Raw genomic sequence first — 20500 nt, forward strand, 5'->3', positions numbered from 1 at the left:
TTACACGACCAACGCCATCGAGTCGGTCAACATGGGCCTGAGGAAGCTGAGCAAGAACCGGGGTTCATTCCCCAGCGATGAGGCGCTGACTAAGTTGTTTTACTTGGCCCTGCGCAACATCAGTCAGAAGTGGACCATGCCGATTCGGGATTGGAAGGCAGCGTTGACCCGATTTACCATTCAGTTCGGAGACCGCATCTCCGTCAACTGAAGTCCGCCCCGTTTACACAAAAGTTCGGACACGCCCTGCTGATCCACCACCCTATTGTCATCGGGTTGAAATCGCGCTAACCTATAAAAAGCGTGTGAGCACTCGCGGGTGGAAAGCTGTCTCTTCAGCCGAAATCGCTCAAAGGGCACCCCTCTTAAATCTCCAAATCTGCTGACATTTTTAATGTTGCCTGAGGCAGCACGGCTTTGTCGTGGCGATTGATTGGAGATTCACATGAACACCGAAACCCTGCTGCGCGCAGTCCGCCCTGTCTACCTCTTGGTTCCTCGTCCCGGTCAAGCAGAAGCCGCTGAACCGTGGTTCTGGTCCATGCGGCTTGATGGCTTACATCACGTCCATCTCAAGAACTCTGCAAAAGCCCTTCGGGATGCGCGCAAGCGCCCCGGCCAGCCTGTTTCCGATAACCCATCCCTACATCTCAGCAGCCTGCGCCATGGACTCGCGCAAGCTCTGGGCAGCAAAACTTTCGATGCTTGGCAGCATAGCGAACAGCAACTGATCGAGTTTCTCAATAGCCACGGCATGACGCAACCTACCGACTTGATCAGCTGGCGGCGGATGTTCATTCATCGGCTCACAGCCCGTCAGGTCTCGGAGCGCATCTTCAATTCAGGCTTGCCACTTCCTGAAAAAATTTTTACTGGCGTCGGCTCCAAATTTTTCGCCGCTAGCGGTCGCGGTCGTATCGACATGTATCAATTGGCTGGCGTAACTTTCAGCAGTGACGAGGCCGAATTGGAGTGGTGCGAGGAACGTGCGAATCAAGTAGTTCTCTCCTTAGAGCGTGAATTTGATTGGGACGCCGATGCGTCGGATTTACTTGAACTGACCGGCCGTGACTTGCTGCTTCTGTCATACCGTTTTGATCACGTTGCTGTCGCCTTCAACCTCCTTGGAGACAATCTGGTGGCGCCAATGCAGCGGCCACCAGAGTTCCGTTTGTACAACGCCAGCAAGGAGGAATTGGCTTTTGATCGCCGGGTCTTCGATATCTTTCGCGAAGAGATTGAACGCTCCGAATCTGGCTGGGTCGAGGTGATTCCCTTCCCTGGTAACGACAACCTCGTTTTCCTGAAAGGGAAAAATGGTGCATTTGACTGGGTCATCCGTAATCAACGGGACGAAGCATTCACTGGGAATCCGTACCACCCGATCCTCAAGAGTCACGAACTACCGACAGCGATGAAGGCATCCGAACTTAACGCTCACCTCTACTTCACAACCGGTGAATGGTATGAGCGGCTGGAGCACAGCGCAGAAACCCGCCACTATGAGGAAGGCGGAACAGTAGCTACCTGGCCTGGTTACCCCAAGCTGCTCATGCGTGAACTTCTGGCAACGCGCCGTAACTATGCCGTGCCCACTCAGCCGAAGGGGCAGAATGACCTGAACTTTATTCCCCATCGACTCAACGATTACTGCTTGATGGTTTCGCCGCCGGTAACGATCCAGGAATTTTGGCGTTTCTTCGAGGGTTCGGATTGGCGCGATGACCGCATCTCCCGATCATCGCGTGCCAACAGTCAGCTTGAAGCCGATCTCGACGCTGTTAATCTGCACGACGACGACCATCTGCCGGCAAGCATCACATGGTTTGATGCCTTGGCTTATTGCCGTTACTACGAGCAAAAAACTGGACTTCCCGTCCGCCTGCTGGAAGTAGAAGAATGGAAACAAATCAGTCCACCACCTGCGCAAGACATCAAGAAAGATGGCTGGGGTGACTTGACCTGGGTCATCGAAGGCGGAGATGGAAAAACTGGCGGAAAAACCTCGCACCGTTATCCCGAGGCTTGCGACGGTGGGGGATATCTGCGTTTTGGCAAAGAAATCACCTGGACGCAGAATCAACAGGGGCTTCCGTTCGTCTCTGTCGTAGATTTTGGTGAATGGTTAGCGGATTACGCTGACGGTTATGCCCCTGTGGCCAACGCCGCGACCGGCAGAGCCCTGATGACGGGTCCTCTTGACCGTGATCGCTGCCCAGCGTATCTGACTATGCGTTACAAGGGCTTGAAGGTCGGCTTTCGCCTCTGCTACGTAGCCCACCTCGACGCATAACTCGTTAGGAGATGACCATGAAGCATTCCTTGACGAGGAAGGGGGGCGTACGCCCGTTGTTGTCAGAACTAGTGATCAATTGGCATATCACCGAAGCCTGCAACTATCGCTGTCGCTATTGCTATGCGCATTGGACTGGTAACAACCGTGAGCTCGTTCATAACGTCCCTGGCACTATGCAGATGCTCGAAAACCTTTGGCAGTATTTCCATCCGCAAAACGTTGCTAACCCGCTTCGGCAAGCGATGGACTGGAAGGGGATTCGGCTTAATTTGGCAGGAGGAGAGCCCCTCCTTTATGCGGAGCACGTTCACCGGATTCTTACCGACGCCCGACGGATCGGTTTTAACACCTCCTTAATCACCAACGGCAGCCTTTTCTCGCTTGAGCTTGCTCAACAATTGGCACCTAACCTCTCCATGCTCGGCTTCAGCTTGGATTCGGGCATTTCTACGACCAACCGTCAGATCGGTCGGCAAAGCCGACATGGCCAGTTACTAGCGATCGAACACCTTCAAGAAGGGATAAGCGCTGCTAGGCGGAGAAACCCCGAGTTGCAGATCAAGATCAACACCGTCGTCAACGCAAGCAATTGCCACGAGGATCTCAGCGACGTGATCCTGAAATTGGCGCCTCAGCGCTGGAAGGTACTGCGCATGCTGCCAATTGTGACAAACCAACTGATGGTTAGCGATGCGGCCTTTCAGGAATTTGTAGTTCGACATCAAGCGCTAGGGGACCTCATGTGCATCGAGGACAACACTGAAATGGTTGAGTCCTACGTGATGATTGACCCTTTAGGGCGCTTTTTTCAGAATGCCTTGGGCCAATCCCGCTACCGTTACAGTCGCCCGATTCCGGAAGTTGGCGCGGCACAGGCGTTTGCTACAGTGGGCATGGATCCAGCCAAGTTTTGTGCTCGCTACCTTGGGGCGCTTGAAAAGGTCGCCGCATGAAACGCTACAGCACCTCAAAGGAAATAAACGCCCTGGTTCGCCAACTTCTCCACGAAGGATGGCAATTCCAGTGGGGTGGTCACCACGGCAAGCTTTACGCACCCAACTGCACAGCCTTTTTAAGCGTACCCTCAACCCCGAGTGATCGGCGGGCCTTCCTCAACTTTCGGCAGGACGTACGCCGAGTCCAGCCTCGGGTTTAACGATTGGCTCCGGCACAACGGCGGAGTCTGGCCTTCGCGGCCGATCGTTTCCCGGTCCATAGCTGGGCGTTTGGTTCATGTCTGGGGCAGCAATCATGGACCGACGGCGGTCCAGGCGATTTGTGGAGGCAGATGTGGTCCCGGTCGTTTGAACAACTCAAGCCAGTTGCTAAGCCAGATCCTCGAGGTTATGCAACCTGCATTTGTGCAAAAGGCAATGCTCCAATGTACGCCTCATCAGGAGGGGCCTAGCTGTGCGCCTGATGGGGGCATTGGGCAATGGCACAGCGTGCGGCACACACGCTGTCATAGGCTTTGAGATAGATTTCTTCGTACTTGATGGAGCGCCACAAGCGTTCTACAAAGACGTTGTCACTCCAAGCGCCCTTGCCATCCATCGAGATTCGGATGTCATGGCGCTTGAGTTGGACCTTGATGGCATCAACATCTACAAGTTGATTTCTAAAATGAAAAAATGCCCCTCGCAAGGGGCATTTTTCGTCTGAAATTTGGTGTCGACAAGAAGGATTATCAGCGGTCAAAGACTGCTTTGGGTCGTTAGAAGCCTATCGCTGCAGGCAAAAGTGGGCCCGCCAATTGCTACCCAGCCCACAGCGCAATCCAGTCTCCAGTTCAGGGGAAAGCGACGATTCCCAAACTCGTGCGAGCGATAGTGGCCGCTCCGGCACAGAACTTCTGATCTGAAACCCACCAGTCCTGCCGCGCACATCCAACAGGCCTGCTTTTGAGCGGCTGCCGCCACGAAAGCGCCAGCCCCCGCGCACAGCGCCTGCGCGCCAGGGGCTGTGCGAAATGTGCCGTTGTCGCGCCCCGGCACACTCTTCATTCCATAGCTGCCAACCCATAACCACACTGGGTCAGCAGCCTATTTCACACCAAATACCCAACCAATCAATCGGCGTTCAGTTGCTGCTCCAGCTCGTGCAGCACGCGGTAGCACGGCAGGACCTGTTGCACGCTGGAATTGGGTTCGCGCCCTTCGCGGATGGCGGCGAAGAATTCGCGGTCCTGCAGCTCGATACCGTTCATGGACACATCGACCTGGGACACGTCGATCTTCTCTTCCTTGCCGTTGACCAGGTCGTCGTAGCGTGCGATGTAGGTGCCGGTGTCGCCGATGTAGCGGAAGAACGTGCCCAGCGGGCCATCGTTGTTGAACGACAGGCTCAGCGTGCAGATGGCGCCGTTGGCGGCCTTGAGCTGGATGCTCATGTCCATGGCAATGCCCAGGTCCTTGTGGATCGGGCCTTGCACGGCGTTGGCCTTGACGATGGGGCTGCCCGCCTGGTAGGCAAACAGGTCCACGGTGTGCGCCGCGTGGTGCCACAGCAGGTGGTCGGTCCAGCTGCGGGCCTGCCCCAGGGCGTTCATGTTGGTGCGGCGGAAGAAGTAGGTTTGCACATCCATCTGCTGGATGTTGAACGCACCGGCTTCGATCTGCTGGTGCACCCACTGGTGGCTGGGGTTGAAGCGGCGGGTGTGGCCCACCATGGCCACCTTGCCAGTCTGCTGCTGCACGTCCAGCACGGCTTGGGCTTCGGCCCAGCTGTCGGCCAGGGGGATTTCCACCTGCACGTGCTTGCCGGCCTGCATGCACTGGATGGCCTGGGCGGCGTGCATCTGCGTGGGCGTGCACAGAATGACGGCGTCCACCTCGGGCAGTGCCAGGGCTTCGGCCAGGTCGGTGGTCACGTGGCCGATGCCGTACTGGGCGGCCACTTCCTGCGTGGGCTCCAGGCGGCGGCCCACCAGCGAGACGACTTCCACGCCGTCGATCTTGCGGATCCCATCCAGGTGCTTGATGCCGAAGGCACCGGCGCCGGCCAGCGCCACTTTGATCGTCTTAGTCATTGCGGTTCTCCAAAATCAGATGGCCCACGGCCGTGTTCGAAGCCGGCACGTGGAAGAAACGGTGCGCCAGCTTGGGCGCGGGGCCGCCGGCCACATCGGCCATGGCACCCCGGGCGATCAGCCACATCACCAGCTCGATGCCTTCGCTGCCGGCCTCGCGCACGTAGTCGATGTGCGGCATGGTGGCCAGGTCGGCGGGATCGGCGATCAGGCGATCCAGGAAGCGGTTGTCCCACTCGGCATTGATCAGGCCGGCGCGTGGACCCTGCAACTGGTGGCTCATGCCGCCCGTGCCCCAGATCTGCACCTTCAGCGGGCGGTCATAGCTTTCCACCGCGCGGCGGATGGCTTGGCCCAGCTGGAAGCAGCGCTGGCCCGAGGGCACGGGGTATTGCACTACGTTGACGTGGAAGGGGATGACCTGGCAGGGCCAGTGCTCGGGCTGGCCGAACATCAGCGACAGGGGCACGGTCAGGCCGTGGTCCACCTTCAGCGTGTTCACCAGGGTCAGGTCAAAGTCCTGCTGGATGACCGACTGTGCGATGTGCGCGGCCAGGTCGGGGTGGCCCTGCACCTTGGGCACGGGGCGCGGGCCATAGCCTTCGTCGGCGGGCTCGAACTCGGCGGCCGTACCGATGGCGAAGGTGGGGATCACGCCCAGGTCGAACGAGGTGGCGTGGTCGTTGTAGACCAGAAAGATCACGTCCGGCAGGTGGTCCTGCATCCACTGCTTGGAGTACTCGTAGCCCTGGAACAGCGGCTTCCAGTAGTCGTCGCCGGTCTTGCCGTGGTCGATGGCCGCGCCAATCGCCGGCACGTGCGAGGTGAAGACCGAGGCGGTGATGCGAGCCTGGCCCTGCGCCCCCTGGCCGTGGGCGTTCTGCACCGCATCGGCCAGCGCCAGCTGGCCCTGCACCGCTTCCCATTCCTTCCAGGCCGAGGACATGGACATGGGGCCCTGGGCGTTGCCGCCCTCGCCCAGCACGCGGTTGCCCTCGGGGCTGCGGCCGCCCGCCAGCATCATGGCGCGGTAGGCCTCTTCGGTCATGCCGGTCATGGACCCCGCCATCTGCTGGAAGCTCAGCCCATCGGTGGCGCCCAGCTTGGACAGGAAGTAGATGTTGCCGCCGGTGCGCATCATCCAGTTCAGGTCGCGCGCGCGCACGGCCGCCTTCTGCTCGGTCGTCATCGGCCAGGTGGCCAGGTAGGCGTCCTCGTCCGCCTTGAAGCGGGCGCGGTTCTCGGCCTGCATCAGGCTCATGCAGAACTGGTTGAGCCAATAGCCCTTGCGGCTTTGCTCAGCATCAAAAATGGTGGTGCCCGGTACGTCGAGGTAGGGTTTGTCCAGTGCCATGGTGTTCTCCTGGTTGCGTCCGGTGCCCGCACCTGCGGGCATGGACAGCGGCTGTCATTCACTGCGTGGGCGCTGGCCCTGCCCTGGTCGGCAGGTGCTGCGGACGCCCACCGGGGGCTACGCCTCTTGCGGCCAATACAGGCGCATCGGGTTGTCCACCAGCAGCTTGCGCTGCAGCTCGGCGGTCGGCGCGATGTGCGGGATGAAGTCCACCAGCAGGCCGTCGTCGGGCATGTGGTCCTTCAGGTTGGGGTGCGGCCAGTCGGTGCCCCACAGCACGCGGTCGGGGAATTCCTCGACCACGCGGCGGGCGAACGGCACCACGTCGCGGTAGGCGGCCTGCTCACCATGAAGGGCCTGGGGGCCGGTGACGGACAGGCGTTCGGGGCAGCTGACCTTGCTCCAGACGTTCGGATGCTCGCGCATGAACTTCAGGAACAGGGCGAATTCTGCGCTGTCCACGCCCTGGCCCACGTCGGGGCGGCCCATGTGGTCCACGACCACGGTGGTGGGCAGGCGGGTGAAGAAGTCCCACAGCTCGGGCAGGTCCACGGCCTCGAAGTAGATGACCACGTGCCAGCCCAGTTGGGCGATGCGCCCGGCAATCTCCATCAGCTCGTCCTTGGGCGTGAAGTCCACCAGGCGCTTGACGAAGTTGAAGCGCACGCCGCGCACGCCGGCGGCGTGCAGCTGGTGCAGTTCGTCGTCGGTGATGGAGCGGCGCACCGTGGCCACGCCGCGCGCCCGGCCGCCGCTGGCCAGGCAGGCATCGACCATGGCGCGGTTGTCGGCGCCGTGGCAGGTGGCCTGCACGATGACGTTGCGCGCAAAGCCCAGGTGGTCGCGCAGCGCGAACAGCTGCTGCTTGCTGGCGTCGCAGGGGGTGTACTTGCGCTCGGGGGCGTAGGGGAATTCCGCCCCCGGCCCGAAGACGTGGCAGTGGGCATCGACCGCGCCGGCGGGCAGCTGGAAGCGCGGCCGGCTGGGGCCGCTGTACCAGTCGAGCCAGCCAGGGGTCTTGGTGAAGTCACCGGTGGTGGGTGTGCTCATCGTGGGGCCTCCGTTCAGTCGATGTACTTGAGGCCGGCTGCCGCCAGTGGCTCGCGCATCTGGTACATGTCCAGGCCCAGCACGCCACTGGCCAGCTTGGCGCGCTTCTCGCCTTCGAAGCTTTCGCGCTTTTGCGCGGCAGCCAGCACCTGGGTGGCGCGGGCGGCGGGCACGCAGACCACGCCGTCGTCATCGGCCACGATGACATCCCCCGGGGTGACGAGCTGGCCGGCGCAGACCACGGGCACGTTGACCGCGCCCAGCGTGGCCTTGATGCAGCCCTTGGACGAGATCGCCTTGCTCCACACCGGGAAGTCCATGGCCTGCAGCGTCTTGACGTCGCGCACGCCGGCGTCGATGACCAGGGCGCGGGCGCCACGGGCCTGGAAGCTGGTGGCCAGCAGGTCGCCGAAATAGCCGTCGGTGCAGGGGCTGGTCACGGCGGCCAGCACGATGTCGCCGGGCTGAATCTGCTCGGCCACCACATGCATCATCCAGTTGTCGCCGGGCTGCAGCAGCACAGTGACGGCCGTGCCCGAGACCTGGGCCCCGGGGTAGATGGGGCGCATATAGGGCTGCAGCAGGCCGACGCGGCCCATGGCCTCGTGCACGGTGGCCGAGCCCAGGGCGCCCAGGCCGTCGGCCGCGGTGCGGTCGGCCCGTTGGATGTTGCGGTACACCACGCCAAGTTCGTACATGGTCTTTCCTCGTCTTTTCAAAAGGTGAGCGGTTGGTGCTGTTCTTTGCTGGTTTTCAAGGCGTTTTCTATTTGAAAACCTTGATTGACGAGCATCAGCAGCTCTGGTTTTTATGTCGTCTTACTTGCCCTGGGCCTTCAGCGCCGCATCCAGGCGCGTGAACACGCGGCGGGCGTTGCCTTCGTAGACCATGTGCTTTTCCTCGGCCGTCAGGTTCTGCGTGGCCTCGATGTAGCGCTTGGTGTCGTCGTAGTAGTGGCCGGTCTGCGGATCGATGCCGCGCACGGCGCCGATCATTTCGCTGGCGAACAGGATGTTCTGGGTGGGGATCACCTCGGTCAGCAGGTTGATGCCCGGCTGGTGGTAGACGCAGGTGTCGAAAAAGATGTTGTTCAGCAGGTGCTCTTCCAGCAGCGGCTTCTTCATCTCCTGCGCCAGGCCGCGGAAACGCCCCCAGTGGTAGGGCACGGCACCGCCGCCATGGGGGATCAGGAACTTCAGTGTCGGGAAGTCCTTGAACAGGTCCGACGTCAGGCACTGCATGAAGGCCGTGGTGTCGGCATTCAGGTAGTGGCTGCCCGTGGTGTGAAAGCAGCTGTTGCAGCTGGTGGAGACGTGGATCATCGCGGGGATGTCGTACTCCACCATCTTTTCGTAGATGGGGTACCAGCTGCGGTCGGACAGCGGGGGCGACGTCCAGTGGCCGCCCGAAGGGTCGGGGTTCAGGTTGATGCCCACGTTGCCGTACTGCTCCACGCACTTGACCAGCTCGGGGATGCAAGTGGCTGGCTGAACGCCGGGCGACTGCGGCAGCATGGCCGCGGGAATGAAGTGGTCGGGGAACAGCTGGCTGACGCGGTAGCACAGCTCGTTGCAGATGGCGGCCCAGGTGCTGGAGGTCTGGAAGTCACCAATGTGGTGGGCCATGAAGCTGGCGCGCGGGCTGAAGATGGTCAGGTCCGAGCCACGCTCTTTCATCAGGCGCAGCTGGTTGGTCTCGATGGTCTCGCGGATGTCGTCGTCGCTGATGCGCAGGTCGCTGGCCTGGGGGGTCTGGGCCGGGTCTTTCAGGCCGGCGATCTGCAGATCGCGCCAGGCGCCCAGGGCGGCCGGGGCGGTGGTGTAGTGGCCGTGTACGTCGATGATCATGGGGGAAGCCCTCGCAAAAAAGTGGAAGAAACCCGTCGGGGTGCTGGCAGGCCGGGGCGGCCTGCCCTCAGTGCCCGTCCTTGGGGCTGGTGGCTTGCTTGATGACCAGGGCGGCCGTCGCAATCAGGCCCGGAATGGCCACCACGGTGAAGATCTGGCTGAAGCCCAGGTGGCGCGCCGTCAACTCGGCCACCAGGAAGGACCCAGCGATGCCGCCAAAGCGGCCAATGCCCAGCATCCACGCCACCCCGGTGGCACGGCCGCTGGTGGGGTAGAAGGCCGCGGCCAGCGCGGGCATGGACGACTGGGCCGTGTTCATCAGGGTGCCTGCCACGAACACCGCCACCACCAGCCAGCCCAGGCTGCCCGCCTCCTGGCCGATCCACCAGATGGAGGCCGCCGTCAGCGCATAGCCCACGGCAATGATGCGGTTGGCGTTGAAGCGGTCCATCAGCCAGCCAAAGAACACCGCCCCGACGCCGCCCAGCGGGAACAGGGCCGCCACCAGGGTGGCCATCTGCGGGTCCAGGCCGCCTTCCTTGAACAGCACCGGCATCCAGTTCATCAGCGCGTAGAAGATGACCAGGCCCATGAAGTACGCCAGCCACAGCATGAACGAGCCCAGGCGGTAGGGCTTAGACAGGACCACGCCCATGCCGCTCTTGCCGGCCACGGCCGCCTTGCGCTCCGTCATCACGAACTGCTGCACCTGCAGCACGGCATCGCCGGCGATGCGCGCCAGCGGCTTGCGGATGCGGTCTGCCGCATAGCCCCGGGCCACCATGTAGCGCACCGACTCCGGCAGCACCAGCACCAGCAGCACCACGACCAGCAAGGGCACGACGCCGCCCAGGTACAGCACGCTGCGCCAGCCGAAATGCGGGATCATCCAGGCCGCCAGGAATCCACCCAGGGCCGCGCCCAGCGGAAAGCCGCAGAACATGGCATTGGTCAGCATGGCGCGGCGCGCGTCGGGGCAGTACTCGCTCATCAGCGTCACCGCGTTCGGCATGGCCGCCCCCAGCCCCAGGCCGGTGACAAAGCGCAGCGCGGTCAGGGTCTGCAGGTCGTGCGCATAGCCCGATGCCAGGCAGCCCACGGCAAACACCAGCACCGACCCCACCAGCACCGCCTTGCGGCCAAAGCGGTCGGCCAGCGGGCCGGAGCACACGGCACCGCCGGCCAGGCCAAACAGTGCCGCGCTGAGCACGGGCGCCAGGTCGGGCTTGCTCAGGCCCCACTCGGTCAGCAGCGACGGCGCGATGTAGCCGATGGCGGCCGTGTCGAAGCCGTCCAGCAGCACGATGACAAAGCACAGGGCAAAGATCGCCCATTGGAAGCGGGAGAACGGGTGCTCGTTGAGCACGGTCTGCACATCGGCAGTCAGCGCGGCAGCGCCTGGGGCCTGGGGAACTTGTCGCATGGGAAAACCTAGCTTGTCTCTGGTGTTATAGGTGATGCTGGCTTGCCGAAGGCCTGTGCCTGCCCGCGCAGGCAGGCGGCCGGGCGCACGCGGCGCCCTCGGCGGTTCTAGAGGGTGGCGGGGACGGCAGGCGGTGCCATGCCCTGCTGGTGCTTGGCCGCCGCGGCAGCCTCGGAGGCCATGAAGGCCAGCAGCTGCTGCACGGCCTGCGCCTGCGCGGAGCCCGCCACCACGGCGCCGGAAAAGATGGTGTCGATGGCCACGGCGTCCGGCAGCGGCCCCACGATGGTGATGCCGGGCACGTGGATCAGCTCGCTCAGTTGCTGGAAGCCCAGGGCCACCTCGCCATCGGCCACCAGCTGGCCCACAGGCACCCCGGGGCAGGCCTGGACCAGGCGCGGCTGCAGTTGCTCGGCCACGCCCCAGGCTTGAAACAGTTTTTGCAGCGCCACGCCGCTGGGACCGGTGGAATAGCCGATGCTGGGCGCAGCCAGCACGGCATCGCGCAGCGCGGCTTCGGTACCGATGTCGGGCGGCTCGGTGCCGGCCAGCACGGCCACGGCCGTGCGGGACAGCACCAGGTCCACCTTGCTGCCGGCCACGGCATGGCCGCTGGCGATCAGCTGGTCGATGGCGTCCGAGGCCAGGAACACGGCGTCAAAGGCTTCGCCGTCCTGCACGCGCCGGGCGGCATCCACGCCGCCCACCGATTCCAGGGCCAGGGCCGCGCCCCCGCGCGCCTGCCAGGCCTGCGCCAGCTCGGCCAGCACCCGGCGCGTGGCCATGGAAGAAATGCCTGTGATTGCGGTGTGCATGCCAATGTCTCCGATCGATGGTGCCTGCTGCTTTTCGGCATGGCCGCAAGGCCATGGCGCAGGCTTTTCATCCATTGTGAAGAGGTACGTGCCCTGCGGCTAGCCAGGGGGGCCGCTAGCAGCTATGCCCTGACAGCATAGGACGCAACCCCCCTCTCCCCGACTTACAGCGCCAGGCCCACATAGTTCTCGGCCAGGGCCGTGGCCGCGGCGCGCGAACGCACGATGTAGCCCAGCTCGGCCGCCTGCACCTTGGCGTCAAAACCGCCGCCTTCGGGGAAGTTGTGCATCAGCGAAGTCATCCACCACGAGAAGCGTTCGGCATTCCAGATGCGGCGCAGGCAGCGCTCGGAATAGCGCTCGATGCCCTCATACGAGCCCTGCTGGTAGTACTCCGTCATCGCCTGGTACAGGTAGCCCACGTCCGAGGCGGCCAGGTTCAACCCCTTGGCCCCGGTGGGCGGCACGATGTGGGCCGCATCGCCGGCCAGGAACATGCGGCCAAAGCGCATGGGTTCGGTCACAAAGCTGCGCAGCGGGGCCATGCTTTTTTCCAGCGACGGACCGGTCACCAACTGGGCGCGGGCCTCGGGGTCCAGGCGCAGCTTCAGCTCGTCCCAGAAGCGCTCGTCGCTCCAGTCCTCGACCTTCTCGGTCAGCGGCACCTGCAGGTAGTAGCGGCTGCGCGTCAGGCTGCGCTGGCTGCACAGGGCAAAGCCGCGCTCGGTGTGGGCGTAGATCAGCTCGTCGGAGACCGGGGGCGTGTCCGACAGCAGGCCCAGCCAGCCAAAGGGGTAGACCTTCTCGAAGGTCCGGATCTGCTGCGGGGGCACGCTGGCGCGGCACACGCCATGGAAGCCATCGCAGCCGGCGATGAAGTCGCACTGCAGCGTGTGCGACACGCCATCGTGCTCATAGGTAACGCGGGGCTGGTCGCCGTCAAAGTCCAGCGGCTGCACGTTGGTCGCCTCGTACACCGTGGTCAGGCCGGCGGCGGCGCGCGCGGCCATCAGGTCGCGCGTCACCTCGGTCTGGCCATAGACCATGACGCGCTTGCCGCCGGTCAGTTCGTGCAGGTCGATGCGGTGGCGCTGGCCACCGAACAGCAGCTCAATGCCGTCGTGGGGCAGGCCTTCGGCGTGCATGCGTTCGGCCGCCCCCGCGGCCTCCAGCAGGTCCACGCTGACCTGTTCCAGCACCCCGGCGCGGATGCGGCCCAGCACGTAGTCGGCGCTGCGCTGCTCGAGGATGATGTTGTCGATGCCGGCCTTGTAGAGCAACTGGCCGAGCAGCAGGCCGGCGGGGCCTGCACCGATGATGGCAACCTGGGTGCGCATGGGGTGTCTCCGTGTGTTTTTGCAATGCGAAGCCCCGAGCCTAGTTTTGCGGCACATCAAACACCATGCAGCCGCCCGCTGCTTTGTGCGATCATCGTGCAGATTGCGCGATCATCGCGCAGAAGATCACGCTCACACCCCCATGCCCGACATCGCCCACGCGGATTACATCGCCGGACTGGCCAAAGGCCTGGCCGTGCTGGAAAGCTTCGACACCGAGCGCCAGCGCCTGAACGCCACCCTGGCGGCCCAGCGCGCCGGCATCACCCGGGCGGCGGCGCGGCGCCACCTGCTGACGCTGGCCCACCTGGGCTACCTGGAAAGCGATGGCCAGTATTTCTGGCTGGCGCCCAAGGTGCTGCGTCTGTCGGGCAGCTACCTGGCCTCGGCCCGCCTGCCACGCACCGTGCAGCCCACGCTGACGCGGCTGGCGGTGCAGACCGGGCTGTCGTGCTCCGTCGTCGTGCTGGACGGGCCCGAGGTGATCATCGTGGCACGCAGCGCCACCAGCGAACAGCCCGAGCGCCGCCTGGCCCACGGCCTGCACCTGGGCAGCCGCCTGCCGGCGCACGCCACCTCCACCGGCCGCGTGCTGCTGGCCAGCCTGGACGACGAGGCGCTCGAACAGTGGCTGCGCCAGCACCCCTTGCCGCGCCTGACGGCGCACACCGTGACCTCGGCCCAGCACCTGCTGTCGCTGCTGTATGGCGTGCGCCAGCAGGATTACTGCCTGGCCCGCGAGGAGCACGAGTTGGGCGTGCACGCCATCGCCGTGCCCCTGCGCAACCCGCTGGGGCACACGCTGGCGGCGCTGAACGTGGTGTGTGCCCCGCAGCGCATGCCGGCCGAGGCCATGCTGCGGGATTTGCTGCCTTTACTGCAGGAGGCCGCACGGGACCTGCGCCCCATGCTCTGATTTTTAAATCACCTGCTGACTGAGCTTGCGCAGCACTTCCGCCGTGCGCTTGATCAAGGGTGTGGCCTGCTTCTTGGAGGACTGCGCCAGGCACAGGGTGCTGACGATCTGCGGCTCCACCACCGGCAGCACGGCCAGGCCGGCATCGTCCGTGGCATGGTTCACGGCGCTGGCCGTCAGGGCCGCATAGCCGTAGCCGCTGCGCACCAGGTCCAGGATGGCGGGCACGCTGGAGACTTCCCAGACCACGTTCAGCTTGACCTGCGACAGCGTGGCCTGGGCCTCCATCAGCTTGCGGAAGATCTGGCCGCGCTGCGGCATGATCAGCGGAAAGTCCGACAGCTCGCTGAACGCCACCTGCCGGCGACCCGGCAAGGCGCGGGCCGGGCCAATCAGGCACAGCGGCTCCTGCAGCACCGGCACCACCTCGATGTTGGGATTGGGCTCCGGCGTGTAGACCAGCCCCAGGTCCATGCGCCCGGAGGTCAGCCACTCGGCGATGTTCACGGAAAAACCCTCCACCACGGCCAGGCGTGCCTTGGGCATCTCCTTGCTGAAAGTGTCGATCAGCGGCAACGTCAGCCGCCGCGCCAGGCTGGGCGGCAGGCCGACGACGATGCGGCCCACGGGCTCGTCGCGGTGGCTGCCCAGGTCTTCCTTGGCCAGGGCCACGCGCTGCATGATGGCGTGCCCGTGCTCCAGCAGCCGCCGACCGGCATCGGTCAAGGCCACGCCACGCCCTGTGCGGATCAGCAGGGTTTCCCGCAGCTCGATCTCCAGGGCACGCACCTGACGGCTCAGCGCCGGCTGCGCAATGTCCAGCAACAGGGCGGCCTTGCTGAAGCTGCCGGTCTCGGCGACATGTACAAATGTTTCAATCTGCTGCAGGTTCATGATTAAGGGAATGTACTAGCAAGCTATGCTAATCCGATATAGCTGTTAGCGGGTGTTGCCGCTGGAAAGAATCATGCATCCTGAGACAATCCGCTTGGATTCGATCTAAATCGGGTCAGCAGCCATACCCGCAACGCATGGCAGTCGCCCATCTGGCCCCATCCACCCCACAAGAAGGCTGGCCACAGCCTCGGGCCCTTGGCTTTCAGGAGACAACATGAGCACATCGGATTTCACACTGACGCGCCGCCGCGCCGGCATGGCCCTGGGCGCGCTGGCCTTGGGCACCATGGGCGGCCTGCGCGCCCAGCCCCAATGGCCGACCAAGTCGGTGCGCATCATCAACCCCTTCCCCGTCGGCGGCGGCCCGGACGGCACCTCGCGCATCCTGTCGGAGAAGCTGGGCCGCCTCTGGAACCAGCCCGTGGTGGTGGAAAACCGCCCCGGTGGCAACGGCTTCATCGCCATCGACGCCTTCAAGCGCGGCGCCACCGATGGCACGGACATCATCCAGCTGGACAACGTGCACATCGCTGCCTACCCCTCGCTGTTCAAGAAGCTGCCGTATGACGTGGCCCAGGACTTCAACGTCGTGCTGCCGCTGTTCCGCACCTTCTTTTTCGTCTGCGTGGCCAACGACAGTCCGTACAAGACCGTGGGCGACCTGATCGCCGCGGCCAAAGCCCGCCCCGGCCAGCTGAACTATGGCTCGTGGTCCGTGGGCAACCCGGTGCACCTGGGCTCGGCCCTGCTGGAATCGCTGACCGGCACCAAGATGGAACACATCATCTTCAAGGAGACCAGCCAGCTCTACACCAGCGTGGCTAATGGCGAACTGGCCTTTGCCCTGGGGTCCTCGGGCACGGCCGGTCCGCTGGCCCGCTCCGGCAAGCTGCGCTTCCTGGCCGTGATGGCCCCGCACCGCCTCAAGGGCTACGAAGACGTGCCCACGATTGCCGAATCGGGAGGCCCTGCCGATGCCATCGTGACCGGCTGGAATGCCCTGGCCGTTTCGCCCAAAACGCCGGCCGAGGTGGTCGCCAAGCTGCGCCAGGACGTGACCAAGGTGCTGCACGACCCGGACATCCAGCCCAAGTACCAGACCTTCGGCTACGAGAGTTACTTCCCGACCGAGGCCGAGTTCAAGCAGTTCATGCTGGACGAGAGCAAGCGCTTTGGCGATGTGATCCGCCGCGCCCAGCTGTCGCTCTGAGCCCTGCGGGCCTGGCAAGAAAAAAAGGGGGCTCGCACCACGGTGCTGGCCCCCTCTCTCCATCCCTGTGCCGACCCGCTCATCCAGCAGCCATCGGCTGTGCATCCTGAACTTCAGAAGACTGGCACAAGGGCCCGCCCAGTGGGCGGTGCGTCTGCAAGTGCAGATCGGTCTTCAACGCTGTGGCTGCTCGGTCGTGGCAGCCAGGGTCTCGGACTTCTCGGTCTTGCTTTGTCGCATTTGCAGGTAGCGCTGGTACTCCGGGCGCAGCGCACTGTCGCTGTAGCCCGAAGGATGGGGCACGAAGCTCATGCCCGCGGCATGCCACTGCTGCAGATCCTCCAACACCTGGGCACGGGTCAACTCCGGGGCCGTGCTGCGCGTTGAAGAAGTGGTACTGCCTTCTGCGTGAGCGACTGAGACCAGGCCCAGTGCCAGCGCAGCACATGAAAAGATACGGTGGTAACGCATTTGAAACTCCTTGACTGCCACCGAGTCAGCAGACAACGCCGTCTGGACTCCATGGCGTCGAAGTTTCTTATAGAGGCGGTTTTGCGTCTGTGCGTTTTCTCACGTTACAGATGTAATTGCGCCTGCGCGCACCACCACGCTATTGCGCCTCCACCAGCGCCAGCAAGCCATCCAGATTACTAAGAAAGATGCTCCGTCCCTGGCGCTGCAGCAGCCCCAGGCGCGTCAGCCGCGACATCTCGCGGGCCACCTCTTCCCGGGTGGTGCCCAGGTAGGCCGCCAAGCTGGCCTGGGTGGGGCTGGGGGACAGCAGCACCTGGTTGCCCTCCACACCCTGGCGCTGCGCCAGGGCCAGCAGACGCATGTGCAGGCGACTGCGGACATTCAGCGTCCCCATCTCGACCACGCGGGCCACCAGCTGCCACAGCAGGTCGGTGACGTTCTGCAGGATGCCCAGCACCATGGCGCTGTCGTGGTACAGCCATTCCTGCACGATATGCCCCTCCATCACCGCCAGCAGCGTCGGCTGGGTGGCCTCCATGCGCACGCCCTGGGGCATGGCCTTGCAGGACAGCGCATTGCCGAACATTTGCCCGGGCAGCAGCTCACCCAGCAGCAGTTCCCGGCCCTGCACATTCGCGCAGCACACCTGCACCTGGCCGGACAGCAGCAGGTGGATGCGCGTGTCGCTGAATGGGCAAGGCACAGGCTCTCCAGCAGCCAACACGCGCCACTGCACGCGGTCGGCCAGCCAGCGCAGGCGCTCGACGTCCAGGTGCGCCAGGGCCGGCATGGTTCGCAACAATTGCCAGGAAGCCGTGGGGGTGTCCGTGTGCATCATCAACCTTGTCAAAAACCATCGGCCTCGCGCACCGCCGGCGTGGGCTGCAGCGGCAGGGGCCGCATCGGCCGGCCGTAGATGCGGGCCACCCGCAGCTCCAGGGGCGGATGGGCGTCCAGCCAGTGCTCCAGCCGGCTGCTGTCGGGGGTCTCGGCCAGCAGCATGTGCTGCACCAACGGATGGTGCAGCCCGCTATGGCTGCGGTGGTCGGCCTGCCAGCCGCCGCGGTGGCGCGCGGCCTCCTGGCGCTGCGTCATCACCTTGCGCAGCACGCCGCCCAGGGCATCGCGGCTGCGCGTCCATTGCACGGCACGGGCATCGGCCAGCAATTCGCGCTGGCGCGCAACCGCAGCCTTCAGCAGGCGCCCGCTGCACCAGCCCACAAAGCCCGCCGCCATGACCGCATTGCCAAACCACCAGGCCAGGCCGCCGCGCTCACGCAGGGTTTCGCCAAAGTGGTAGACCAGCTCCAGCCCGCTGACCATGCCGGCCAGCTGCATGTTCAGCCGGGTGTCGCCCTCCTTGAGGTGCGAGAGTTCGTGCGCCACCAGCCCCTGCATTTCATCGCGCGTCAGGTAGTCCAGCGCCCCCTGCGTGACGGCGATCACGGCATCGTCCGGCTCCCAGCCGGCCGCAAAGGCATTGATGGCATCGGCACGCGCCAGCACCACCACCTGGGGCGGCCGCATCTGCGCGGCCATGCACAGTTCCTGCACGATGTTGCACAGCTGCTGCTCGGCCGAGGTGCTGCCCGGCCGGGCCTCGCGCGCCCCGATGCGCTGCGCCAGCTGGCGCCCCCCGGCACTGAGCTGTTCGTGCGTCAGCCACCAGCCGCCGAGGATGAGAAACAGGGTCACCCCCACATTCACGGCCACAAAGCCCTTGGGATAGTCCAGGTGCGCAAACAGCAGCCGCCAGGCCAGCGCCAGGCCACCATGCACGGCCGCCAGCGCGGCCAGCACGCACAGGCCAAACAGCAGCACCAGCCAGCGCGTGGTGCGCCGGGCATCGCTTTGCCAGTCCCAGAAACGCATGGGGCCGCCGGGGCTCAGAACCGCACCTGGGGCGTGGCGCGCTCCTGGGCATGGGCCGTGGACTGCAGCATGTCCAGGTGCATGAAGCCCAGCAGGCGGGCCCAGAGCAGGTCCGGAAACTGGCTGGCCCGGTCGTTGAATTCCATGACCTGGTCGTTGTAGGCCTGGCGGGCGAAGCCGATGCGGTTCTCGGTGCTGGCGATTTCTTCGGCCAGTCGCTGCATCTGGGCGTCGGCCTTGAGTGCGGGATAGGCCTCCATCACCGCCATCAGCCGCCCCAGGTTGCCTCCCAGCACCTGCTCAGCCGTCGACAGGGCAGCCAGGGCCTGGCCGTCTCGCGCACGATCGCGTACGGCATCGCTGGCCGCCACCGCCTGGCTGCGTGCGCGTGCCACGGCTTCCAGGGTGGAGGCTTCGTGCTGCAGGTAGCCCCGCGCCACCTCCACCAGGTTGGGAATCAGGTCGTAGCGCCGCTTGAGCTGGACGTCAATCTGCGACCAGGCGTTGTCCACACGGTTGCGCAACTGGCGCAGGCGGTTGTAGACCGCGATGCCCCACAGCGCCAGCACGGCCACAATGGCCAGCAAGACCCACAGTGTCGTCATTGGCAGCTCCCTCTCTCGGTTGGTTGGTGCCAGCTATCTTAGTGGAGCGGTGGGTCCGCACCTGGATTGCGCCTGCGGCACCGCTGCAGGCCCGCGGTGGCGCCAGCACATGCCCTGGGTGAGCGGATGCGGAGCTGGTCGCCGGTGAAGCGCGCGGGCCGCACCAGGCAGTGGCCGGGCGCCCGTGGTACAGCCCTGGCACACCCGCAGGCCGCCAGGGACCGGCTCACACGCCCTTGTTGCGCATCCAGTCGGCCGTCTGCATGAAGCTGCTCTTAAGCCGCACGCGCAAGGCCTCGGGCACCTCGGTCTCCTGCATGGCCTGGTCCATGCACGCCACCCACTGGTCGCGCTCCAGGATGCCGATGGCGAACGGCATGTGGCGCATGCGCAGGCGCGGGTGACCAAAACGCTCCACATAGTGGTCGGGGCCGCCCAGCCAGCCGCACAGGAACCAGAACAGCTTCTGGCGCGCATCCTCCAGCGTGCTGCCGTGCGAGGCGCGCAGCTCGGCGTAGCCGGGCTCCAGGTCCATCAGGTCGTAGAAACGATCCACCAGGCGGCGCACGGGGGCTTCCCCGCCGATCCATTCAAACGGTGTGTCGTACGGGGGCTTTTCTTCTATCTGCATGGCACGGACCCAAAAATACAAACCAGCCTGCAGGGCAGGCATCCATGCCTGGGAGTGTGCCAGCTGGGCCCCGCCGGGGGGGGACCAGGGGTTAAGTCTCGGCCCTGCCCCGGCGCCGGCGCCCGGCTGGCAGGGGGCCTGGGCTACCGTACAGGCCCGCAGCGACACGGTGGCGCACCAGCGGCTGCGTCCCTAGCCCTTGGCCTCCAGCTTGGTCTGGCACTGGATGCAGCGTTTGGCCGAGGGGAAGGCCTGCAGGCGGGGCACGGCGATCGCCTTGCCGCAGACCACGCATTCGCCATAGCTGCCATCGTCCAGCCGCTGCAAGGCGGCGCGCACGTCCTGCAGCTCCTGCTGGTCGCGCACGGCTTCGGCGTAGCGCACCTCGCGGTCGGCCGTCTCGTGGGTCTGGTTAGCGTCGGGCTCAGGCGGCATGTCCTCCGCGTCCTCAGCCTGCTGTTCCTGTTCTTGGTGCGCGGCCGCCAGCTCCTGCCGCAACTGCTGTTCACGCTGCTGCAGGAGGTGGCGAAACGTCTGGAGTTGGGTGTGTGTGAGTGCAGTCATGCAGCCATGATTGCCAAGCGGCGTCCGCCCCCCAGGTCAGCGCGCAGCGCATCCGCACGTCAGCCAGAACGGCGGGGCCGCTGCACGGTGACGGCGCACCCGCCTCATCAAAAACGAGAGCTGCCAGCGCTCACCCTTCCACGATTTCGGAGGTTAAGCACCCTACAACGGTCTTTCCAAA

General features: G+C 64.6%; 20 protein-coding genes and 2 pseudogenes. 5 read left to right on the forward strand and 17 right to left on the reverse strand.

All coding sequences use genetic code 11. The features are described from left to right. The 3 genes from FYM52_RS12225 to FYM52_RS12235 form a co-directional block, all read left to right on the forward strand. The coding region (locus FYM52_RS12225; protein WP_162524715.1) for a transposase at positions 1 to 211 on the forward strand (211 nt) is incomplete at its 5' end. 234 nt (positions 212 to 445) lie between these two features. Next, positions 446 to 2293 (forward strand): hypothetical protein, encoded by a 1848-nt coding sequence (locus FYM52_RS12230; RefSeq protein ID WP_154164293.1) that lies wholly within the window; start codon positions 446 to 448, stop codon positions 2291 to 2293. A gap of 17 nt (positions 2294 to 2310) precedes the next feature. After that, positions 2311 to 3249, forward strand: a complete 939-nt coding sequence (locus FYM52_RS12235) for a viperin family antiviral radical SAM protein (RefSeq protein WP_154164294.1) — start codon at positions 2311 to 2313, stop codon at positions 3247 to 3249. Between the two features lie 451 nt (positions 3250 to 3700). Here FYM52_RS12235 and FYM52_RS12240 read toward each other — a convergent pair. The 10 genes and pseudogenes from FYM52_RS12240 to pobA all read right to left on the reverse strand — a co-directional run. Beyond that, positions 3701 to 3877 (reverse strand): annotated as a pseudogene (locus FYM52_RS12240) (integrase core domain-containing protein); the annotation flags it as partial. A 487-nt stretch (positions 3878 to 4364) separates the two neighbouring features. Then, positions 4365 to 5324, reverse strand: a complete 960-nt coding sequence (locus FYM52_RS12245) for a Gfo/Idh/MocA family oxidoreductase (RefSeq protein ID WP_154164295.1) — start codon at positions 5322 to 5324, stop codon at positions 4365 to 4367. Further along, positions 5317 to 6210 (reverse strand): class III extradiol dioxygenase subunit beta, encoded by an 894-nt coding sequence (locus FYM52_RS12250; RefSeq protein WP_370513841.1) that lies wholly within the window; start codon positions 6208 to 6210, stop codon positions 5317 to 5319. The genes FYM52_RS12245 and FYM52_RS12250 overlap by 8 nt, the downstream gene beginning before the upstream one ends. A gap of 147 nt (positions 6211 to 6357) precedes the next feature. Then, positions 6358 to 6720 (reverse strand): annotated as a pseudogene (gene ligA / locus FYM52_RS18925) (protocatechuate 4,5-dioxygenase subunit alpha); the annotation flags it as partial. 75 nt (positions 6721 to 6795) lie between these two features. Beyond that, positions 6796 to 7728, reverse strand: a complete 933-nt coding sequence (locus FYM52_RS12255; protein ID WP_154164297.1) for an amidohydrolase family protein — start codon at positions 7726 to 7728, stop codon at positions 6796 to 6798. Positions 7729 to 7742: 14 nt separating this feature from the next. After that, entirely contained in the window at positions 7743 to 8426 is a 684-nt protein-coding gene (ligK, locus tag FYM52_RS12260) for a 4-carboxy-4-hydroxy-2-oxoadipate aldolase/oxaloacetate decarboxylase (protein WP_154164298.1), read from the reverse strand. Positions 8427 to 8546: 120 nt separating this feature from the next. After that, positions 8547 to 9575: an amidohydrolase family protein gene (locus FYM52_RS12265; protein ID WP_154164299.1), complete on the reverse strand. Its 1029-nt coding sequence runs from the start codon at positions 9573 to 9575 to the stop codon at positions 8547 to 8549. Between the two features lie 67 nt (positions 9576 to 9642). Further along, positions 9643 to 10998 (reverse strand): aromatic acid/H+ symport family MFS transporter, encoded by a 1356-nt coding sequence (locus FYM52_RS12270; protein WP_154164300.1) that lies wholly within the window; start codon positions 10996 to 10998, stop codon positions 9643 to 9645. 107 nt (positions 10999 to 11105) lie between these two features. Further along, entirely contained in the window at positions 11106 to 11813 is a 708-nt protein-coding gene (locus FYM52_RS12275) for a substrate-binding domain-containing protein (protein ID WP_154164301.1), read from the reverse strand. Between the two features lie 164 nt (positions 11814 to 11977). Next, positions 11978 to 13150 (reverse strand): 4-hydroxybenzoate 3-monooxygenase, encoded by a 1173-nt coding sequence (pobA, locus tag FYM52_RS12280; RefSeq protein WP_154164302.1) that lies wholly within the window; start codon positions 13148 to 13150, stop codon positions 11978 to 11980. A 142-nt stretch (positions 13151 to 13292) separates the two neighbouring features. Here pobA and FYM52_RS12285 point away from each other — a divergent pair, with 142 nt between their 5' ends. Beyond that, positions 13293 to 14066, forward strand: coding sequence for an IclR family transcriptional regulator C-terminal domain-containing protein (locus FYM52_RS12285; protein WP_154164303.1), 774 nt, complete (start codon positions 13293 to 13295; stop codon positions 14064 to 14066). Positions 14067 to 14069: 3 nt separating this feature from the next. Here FYM52_RS12285 and FYM52_RS12290 read toward each other — a convergent pair whose 3' ends face one another. Then, positions 14070 to 14960: a LysR family transcriptional regulator gene (locus tag FYM52_RS12290; protein WP_045266339.1), complete on the reverse strand. Its 891-nt coding sequence runs from the start codon at positions 14958 to 14960 to the stop codon at positions 14070 to 14072. A gap of 217 nt (positions 14961 to 15177) precedes the next feature. Between FYM52_RS12290 and FYM52_RS12295 the strand changes: the two genes are divergently transcribed. Beyond that, complete coding sequence (locus tag FYM52_RS12295) at positions 15178 to 16173, forward strand: tripartite tricarboxylate transporter substrate binding protein (RefSeq protein ID WP_154164304.1); 996 nt, start codon at positions 15178 to 15180, stop codon at positions 16171 to 16173. 174 nt (positions 16174 to 16347) lie between these two features. Here the strand turns inward: FYM52_RS12295 and FYM52_RS12300 are convergent, their stop codons facing one another. The 6 genes from FYM52_RS12300 to FYM52_RS12325 form a co-directional block, all read right to left on the reverse strand. Continuing rightward, complete coding sequence (locus tag FYM52_RS12300) at positions 16348 to 16644, reverse strand: DUF4148 domain-containing protein (RefSeq protein WP_154164305.1); 297 nt, start codon at positions 16642 to 16644, stop codon at positions 16348 to 16350. A gap of 139 nt (positions 16645 to 16783) precedes the next feature. Then, entirely contained in the window at positions 16784 to 17482 is a 699-nt protein-coding gene (locus FYM52_RS12305) for a Crp/Fnr family transcriptional regulator (RefSeq protein ID WP_162524716.1), read from the reverse strand. Between the two features lie 11 nt (positions 17483 to 17493). Further along, complete coding sequence (locus tag FYM52_RS12310; protein WP_154164307.1) at positions 17494 to 18519, reverse strand: M48 family metalloprotease; 1026 nt, start codon at positions 18517 to 18519, stop codon at positions 17494 to 17496. A 14-nt stretch (positions 18520 to 18533) separates the two neighbouring features. Next, complete coding sequence (locus tag FYM52_RS12315) at positions 18534 to 19124, reverse strand: LemA family protein (protein WP_081770741.1); 591 nt, start codon at positions 19122 to 19124, stop codon at positions 18534 to 18536. Between the two features lie 226 nt (positions 19125 to 19350). Continuing rightward, entirely contained in the window at positions 19351 to 19755 is a 405-nt protein-coding gene (locus FYM52_RS12320; protein WP_042416821.1) for a group II truncated hemoglobin, read from the reverse strand. Positions 19756 to 19947: 192 nt separating this feature from the next. Next, on the reverse strand, positions 19948 to 20319 hold the full coding sequence (locus tag FYM52_RS12325) for a TraR/DksA family transcriptional regulator (protein WP_043384161.1): 372 nt from the start codon (positions 20317 to 20319) through the stop codon (positions 19948 to 19950). Positions 20320 to 20500 lie beyond the last annotated feature (181 nt).

It is taken from the genome of Comamonas sp. CAH-2, assembly GCF_009668305.1.
GTDB classification, from domain to species: domain Bacteria; phylum Pseudomonadota; class Gammaproteobacteria; order Burkholderiales; family Burkholderiaceae_C; genus Comamonas; species Comamonas aquatica.